7 protein-coding genes and 1 pseudogene are annotated in these 5,604 nt (G+C 55.0%); 4 read left to right on the forward strand and 4 right to left on the reverse strand.

Going from position 1 to position 5,604, the window contains the following annotated elements; genetic code table 11:
• Nucleotides 1–1,088 (forward strand): IS3 family transposase gene (locus H4J77_RS19055; RefSeq protein WP_182250001.1). Its coding sequence is split into 2 segments (ribosomal slippage), with 1,089 coding nucleotides annotated over them: nucleotides 1–181 and nucleotides 181–1,088; the frame shifts between segments, so codons are not numbered across the junction. This gene is flagged as partial in the annotation.
• A 157-nt stretch (nucleotides 1,089–1,245) separates the two neighbouring features.
• Here the strand turns inward: H4J77_RS19055 and H4J77_RS19060 are convergent.
• From H4J77_RS19060 to H4J77_RS19070, 4 genes are all read right to left on the reverse strand, one after another.
• Nucleotides 1,246–1,425 (reverse strand): hypothetical protein, encoded by a 180-nt coding sequence (locus H4J77_RS19060; protein WP_123891468.1) that lies wholly within the window; start codon nucleotides 1,423–1,425, stop codon nucleotides 1,246–1,248.
• A 267-nt stretch (nucleotides 1,426–1,692) separates the two neighbouring features.
• Nucleotides 1,693–1,818: a hypothetical protein gene (locus H4J77_RS20060; RefSeq protein WP_256671457.1), complete on the reverse strand. Its 126-nt coding sequence runs from the start codon at nucleotides 1,816–1,818 to the stop codon at nucleotides 1,693–1,695.
• 69 nt (nucleotides 1,819–1,887) lie between these two features.
• On the reverse strand, nucleotides 1,888–2,550 hold the full coding sequence (locus H4J77_RS19065) for a transmembrane anchor protein (protein ID WP_123891467.1): 663 nt from the start codon (nucleotides 2,548–2,550) through the stop codon (nucleotides 1,888–1,890).
• A gap of 12 nt (nucleotides 2,551–2,562) precedes the next feature.
• Nucleotides 2,563–3,300 (reverse strand): HupE/UreJ family protein, encoded by a 738-nt coding sequence (locus H4J77_RS19070; protein ID WP_372237936.1) that lies wholly within the window; start codon nucleotides 3,298–3,300, stop codon nucleotides 2,563–2,565.
• Nucleotides 3,301–3,827: 527 nt separating this feature from the next.
• Here H4J77_RS19070 and mreA point away from each other — a divergent pair.
• The 3 genes and pseudogenes from mreA to H4J77_RS19085 form a co-directional block, all read left to right on the forward strand.
• On the forward strand, nucleotides 3,828–4,115 hold the full coding sequence (gene mreA / locus H4J77_RS19075; protein WP_123891465.1) for a metal-sensing transcriptional repressor MreA: 288 nt from the start codon (nucleotides 3,828–3,830) through the stop codon (nucleotides 4,113–4,115).
• A gap of 9 nt (nucleotides 4,116–4,124) precedes the next feature.
• A complete protein-coding gene (locus H4J77_RS19080; protein WP_123891464.1) occupies nucleotides 4,125–5,252 on the forward strand; it encodes a nickel/cobalt efflux transporter in 1,128 nt (375 codons plus the stop codon).
• Between the two features lie 3 nt (nucleotides 5,253–5,255).
• Nucleotides 5,256–5,477: pseudogene (locus tag H4J77_RS19085) on the forward strand (YqaA family protein); the annotation flags it as partial.
• Between the last annotated feature and the right edge of the window lie 127 nt (nucleotides 5,478–5,604).

Consider the following 5,604-nt stretch of genomic DNA (forward strand, 5'->3'; position numbering starts at 1 on the left):
AGCATTCCCCAGGCTTGTACTTCTCTCGGCGTGGGAGAAAGCGCTCTTCGCCGCTGGGTCGATCAGTTGTCGCAGGAGCGTCAGGGTGTCACGCCCAAGGGCAAAGCCCTGACGCCAGAGCAACGCAGGATCCAGGAGCTCGAGGCCCGCTGTAAACGCCTTGAGATGGAGAAAACTATATTAAAAAAGGCTACCGCTCTCTTGATGTCGGACGAAATGAATCGTACGCGCTGATAGACCAGTTGGGTGAGCAAATGCCTGTCGAGATGGTCTGCGCAGCGTTCGATGTTAGTCGTTCAAGCTATTACGATTACCGCCAACGCCGGGGTCGGATAGATGTTGAGCGGCTTGCCTTGAAAGCAAAGGTAAACCGGTTGTTTTCGAAGAGCCGGAGCTCTGCAGGTAGCCGGACCATGGTGGGTCTGCTCAGCGAAGAAGGCATAGCTGCTGGGCGCTTCAAGGTGCGGCGTCTGATGAGCGAGCTGGGACTGATTTGCAAACAGCCAGGGCCTCATGCCTACAAACAGGCGACGGTCGAGCGGATCGACATTCCGAACCATTTGGCACGGGAATTTGTGGTCGATCAACCCGATCAAGTCTGGTGTGGCGACATTACCTATGTATGGACCGGTCAGGCCTGGAGTTACCTTGCTGTAGTGCTGGATCTGTATGCGCGCCGTGTCGTTGGCTGGGCCATGTCAGCCAGTCCAGATGCAGACCTTGTTGTAAAAGCGCTGGATCACGCCTGGGAACAGCGGGGCAGGCCGGACAATGTCATGTTCCACTCGGACCAAGGAAGCCAGTACGCAAGCCGCAAGTTCCGCCAGCGGATCTGGAGATACCGTATGCAGCAGAGCATGAGCCGGCGTGGAAACTGTTGGGATAATGCTCCAATGGAAAGGCTGTTCAGAAGCCTGAAATCAGAGTGGATACCTGCCTTTGGCTATCGAAGTCTGCCAGAGGCGCAAAGGGATGTTGCTGACTACCTGATGGGCTATTACAACGAGCAACGACCGCATACGTTCAACGGTGGTGTATCGCCGGTAGCGGCGGAAGAAAAACTTAAAATACTGTCCGGTATCAGTTGACCACTACACGTCCTGTGCAGCCAGTCATTGAGCCGTTAGCTACTTAGCCATATACCGCGGTCGCAGCTCGCGGTGACGCTGACCATAGGTCTCGATAACCCACTGGTAGGTCTTCACGTCCGAACCCGGCAGCGCATACTGGATATCGAACACCTCCTTAGCCAAGGCTTTCCACTCTACGATTGAGGCAGCATCTGGCTGTATCCGCTGGCTTTTCCGCGTGTATCAGGTAGGTCAGGCTGGATGTCAGGAAGTCTAGTGTGTCTTCGACGCTCTCCAGTAGCTCTATGCGTTGACGCTGCGTCATTCCAAGCGCAGCGGCACCCGACAAAAGCATTGTGTATCTCCTCTGAGTAAGTGTCAGCATGCCTTGCACCAAGGGAATACAAGGCTTACCCTGCAGTCTGCAACATCACTCTGGAGCCGGGAAAACTTTTGGCAGCAAGCAAGATCGCTTTAGCGTAGCCCAAATAGTTTTCGAGAGTTGGGGCTGACGATCAGATCAGATCTATGGTGGCGTCTTGCTTGTTACTTGCAGCAATGGCTAGGGCGATATTCAACGCACTGATTATTGCTGCAACTCAACATGGCGGGTTGTTAGCTTTTAATCATGCGCATGACCGTGGCTTTCAACGTCCGACTGAGTTTCTGGTTCGCCACCACATGCCGACAGCAGGCCGAGCAGGCAAAAAAACAGCAGTGTGCGACTCAGGGTAGTCGTGGTTTTCATCGTGTATTCCTTTTAAATTCGATCATGTATGTAAAGCCCCGGCGCTCTCAGACGCAGGGGCTTTTTGCCTTAGATAACTCGCTTGACGCTCAGGTACTCGCCCTTGGTCTTGAGCGTGATGGTCACATCTTTGTTACTGCGGTTGCGCCAGAACCAGCCGTGGGTGCCGTCGAAGATGGCGGTGAACTCGCCATTGTCGCCTTCAACCTGCTTGCCCTTGCTGTAGCTGTGAAAATAGCCATTCGGGCCGTTGTAGGGCTCGCCGTGGGTGTCGTGGTTGACCGGCACACCATTGGTTGTCCACTCGTAGCTGACTGTGGCCTTGTCGAGCATTTCCAGTTTGATTTCACTGGCCTCGCCCGGTTTCAGTGTGACCGTTACCTCATCGGACTTCAGGGCTGGCTCAGGAGGTACTACCGGTGTGGCCACAGGTACTGCCGCAACTTGTTCTTGAGCCAAAGGCTGAGCAGGCGCAGGAGCTTGAGCAACAGGAGCCGCAACAGGCTGAACAGCTGCATCCGCTGCCGCTTCTTCGGCCAGAGTTATTTTAATTTCGCCCATCTGGGACAGTCCGAGTGCGCGACCTACGCCCGTTGGGTCGATTGCGTACTCAGAGGGCATAACAACAGTGACCAATAAGACAGCGGCAACACCTACGGCGATCACAGTAGAGCGCAGCAACTGGCGGCTGGTCGGCAATTCACTTTGGATCGGAAGCTTAGTATTAAACATGCTTAGTATTCCTTATTGAGAAACGATCAGTCCGGTGAGCTGGTAACCCATCAACAGGAAGCCGGCGCTCATCATGGCGACATTGGCAGCGTAGGCATGACGCCAAAAGCTAGCGGTGCGCCTCCAGTAGCCCATGGCAATCAAGATGGCGCTCAGAGCCAATAGCTGGCCAATTTCAACGCCGACGTTGAAGGCAATCAAATTAGGTATCAGGCCGTCTGCCGAAATATTGTATTCCTGAATCTTGGTCGCTAGGCCAAAGCCATGGAGTAACCCAAATATCAAAGTGGCTACTTTCGTATTTGGCTGGTGACCGAACCACCGTTGGAACGCTCCTAGGTTATCGAGTGCTTTGTACACCACCGAAAAGCCGATAATGGCGTCGATCACATAAGAGCTGATGCTGATTTCCGCCAACACGCCCAGCAGAAGTGTGATGGTGTGGCCTACGGCAAACATAGTGACGTAGAAGCCCACATCTTTTAGGCGGTAGAGGAAGAAGATCACCGCGAAGAGAAACAGCAGATGGTCGTAGCCGGTAATCATGTGTTTAGCGCCCATGTAGATAAACGGCAGTACCATCACACCGGAGCTTTCTTGGATAAATCCCTTGTCGCCTTCGGCAACAGCATGGGCTAGTGCTTCAGGCATGCCGAGAAACAGCAGTGCCATGAGCAGCAGCAACAGTAGTAAAAAGCGACTCCGGCGCACCGGAGATGCGTCCATTGCTCGCATAGATAGCGATTGCATAATTAAGTCCTGAGTTACAGTGATTTTGGGCCGCATGGCGGCCTATGTCAGAGCACGAGTTCAGGGCGGGGGGGCCGCTCGATCAGGAAGATCGGTCTGGGAGGAATGGAATAGCGAGGTGCTTCCCTTGACTGTGTTCGCTCTGACTCCGTACTGATGCTTAGCAGTGAAGTTAGATGCGGTGTTTCATGTAAATGATCTGCGGTCAGCGGCGAGTGGCAATGATCCCCGTACGTAGCACAGGTCAATTTTTCATCACCATAGGTATGAGAATGAATGGTGCTGTCATCAATCCAAGGCTGCTGGCTCGAACCCATAAAAAGCGCAGATGTATGCCCGGCCCACGCTATCAATATGGCGAGAGCAAGAGCAAAAAGTACCTTGGTAATGATGGACTTACCGAGCATGTTGTGGCTCTTTCGATGCCTAAGCAGTGGTTGGCTTTCTGGAGGGCTGGACGGATTGACCTTATCCCCCCCAGGGGGATAGCATGCGAGCATAATTCATCGACGCACGAGACTCAAGTCATGAGCGAACACGAGCACGGACATCAGCACCAAAGCCATAAGGACATCGTCAAAAGATTGAAGCGCGCAGAAGGTCATCTGCGCAGCATCGTAACCATGATCGAAGACAGCCGCCCCTGTGTAGACATAGCTCAGCAGCTGCATGCAGTGGAAAAAGCTGTCTGCCAAGCCAAGCGTGTGCTTATCCAAGATCACATTGACCACTGCCTGGAACACACAGTCGAAGCCCTCGCGACAGGCGAACGCGCCTCACTTGAAGACTTCAAGCAAATCACCAAGTATCTTTAGGTCCATCCTATGTCTAGCTTCGCCGAACTTCTGCAACAGGGGGCCTCGCAGGCCTGGCTGTACTTTCCTAGCGCTATCCTTCTAGGGGCCTTGCACGGCCTGGAACCGGGGCATTCGAAGACTATGATGGCAGCGTTCATCGTGGCCATTCGTGGTTCAGTGAAGCAGGCGGTGCTCCTGGGGTTGGCCGCAACGCTCTCGCACACTGCGGTTGTGTGGGCGGTGGCAATGGCCGGCATGTACCTCGGGCAGAACTTGGACGCCGAAACCACTGAGCCGTATTTCCAGCTAGCCTCTGCCGCGATCATCATTGTCATCGCGGTATGGATGCTTTGGCGTACTTGGCGTGGAGAACAGATGTGGCACTTCGAGGAAAGTGATGATCACTTGCATGAAAATCACGATGAAACGCACCGCATTGACACCGGGCACGGACGTATCGAGCTGTCGATCTTCGAGGAAGGCGTCCCGCCGCGCTGGCGATTGAGGAACCTGGCTGGCCATAACTGGCCAGCTGCTGAAGTGAGCCTACTGACAACTCGCCCCGATGGATTGGCCCAACGGTTTCGCTTCGTGGGTCGGGGCGACTACCTAGAGTCGCTGGACGAGATTCCCGAGCCCCATGAGTTCACGGCACGCTTGAGCCTGGGCCATGCCGGTCACCCCCATGACTATGACCTAGAGTTCCGCGAGCATAGCCACGGTCATGATCACGCTCACACTGAGCTGGAGGGACTGGAGCTGTCGCTAGAGGGCTATCAGGATTCCCACGAGCGCGCGCATGCCAATGACATCCGCAAGCGCTTCAGAAACCGTAAAGTCACTACTGGCCAAATCATCATGTTCGGCCTGACGGGCGGCCTGATTCCCTGTCCAGCAGCAATCACTGTGTTGCTGCTGTGCCTGCAAGTGAAGGAGGTCGCGTTGGGAGCCGTCTTGGTACTGTGCTTCAGCATTGGTCTGGCCATTACCCTAGTCACTGTTGGTGCCGCTGCCGCTCTCGGCGCACGCCAAGCGTCCAATCGTTGGCCTTGGTTTGGCACCGTGGCGCGTCGCGCCCCGTACCTGTCCAGCTTGTTGATTATCGGCGTGGGGATTTACGTCGGCGTCCATGGCTGGATCGGCCTGAACGCCTAGCCGATGTGGGAGTTATCCGCATATTTCGGCCTGTTTCTCGCCACCTTAAGTGCCGCCACGCTGCTGCCCATGCAGTCGGAGGCGGTACTGCTCGGGATGATATTGACCGACCAGTATGCAGCCTGGGTACTGCTGGCGGTGGTCACCACAGGCAATGTGCTGGGCTCGGCGCTGAACTGGCTGCTGGTTCGCTCTATCGAGCACTACCGGCACAAGCGCTGGTTTTGCATATTCCGGCCCATCGTGACCGCCCATTCCGTTTGAACGTGACCGCCTGTTCCGGGCTAACGTGACCGCTCATTCCGTTTTATCGTGACCGATTTTGGGTGATATCCCGGAATCACCGGTCACG

This window comes from Pseudomonas sp. 5Ae-yellow, assembly GCF_014077575.1.
GTDB classification, from domain to species: Bacteria; Pseudomonadota; Gammaproteobacteria; order Pseudomonadales; family Pseudomonadaceae; genus Halopseudomonas; species Halopseudomonas neustonica.

What these genes read in the sequence shown, in the direction of transcription:
- H4J77_RS19065 (WP_123891467.1), bottom strand. Translation starts at nt 2,550, where the DNA reads ATGTTTAATACTAAGCTTCCGATCCAAAGTGAATTGCCGACCAGCCGC.
- H4J77_RS20060 (WP_256671457.1), bottom strand. Translation starts at nt 1,818, where the DNA reads ATGAAAACCACGACTACCCTGAGTCGCACACTGCTGTTTTTTTGCCTG.
- H4J77_RS19080 (WP_123891464.1), top strand. Translation starts at nt 4,125, where the DNA reads ATGTCTAGCTTCGCCGAACTTCTGCAACAGGGGGCCTCGCAGGCCTGG.
- H4J77_RS19070 (WP_372237936.1), bottom strand. Translation starts at nt 3,300, where the DNA reads ATGCAATCGCTATCTATGCGAGCAATGGACGCATCTCCGGTGCGCCGG.
- H4J77_RS19060 (WP_123891468.1), bottom strand. Translation starts at nt 1,425, where the DNA reads ATGCTTTTGTCGGGTGCCGCTGCGCTTGGAATGACGCAGCGTCAACGC.
- mreA (WP_123891465.1), top strand. Translation starts at nt 3,828, where the DNA reads ATGAGCGAACACGAGCACGGACATCAGCACCAAAGCCATAAGGACATC.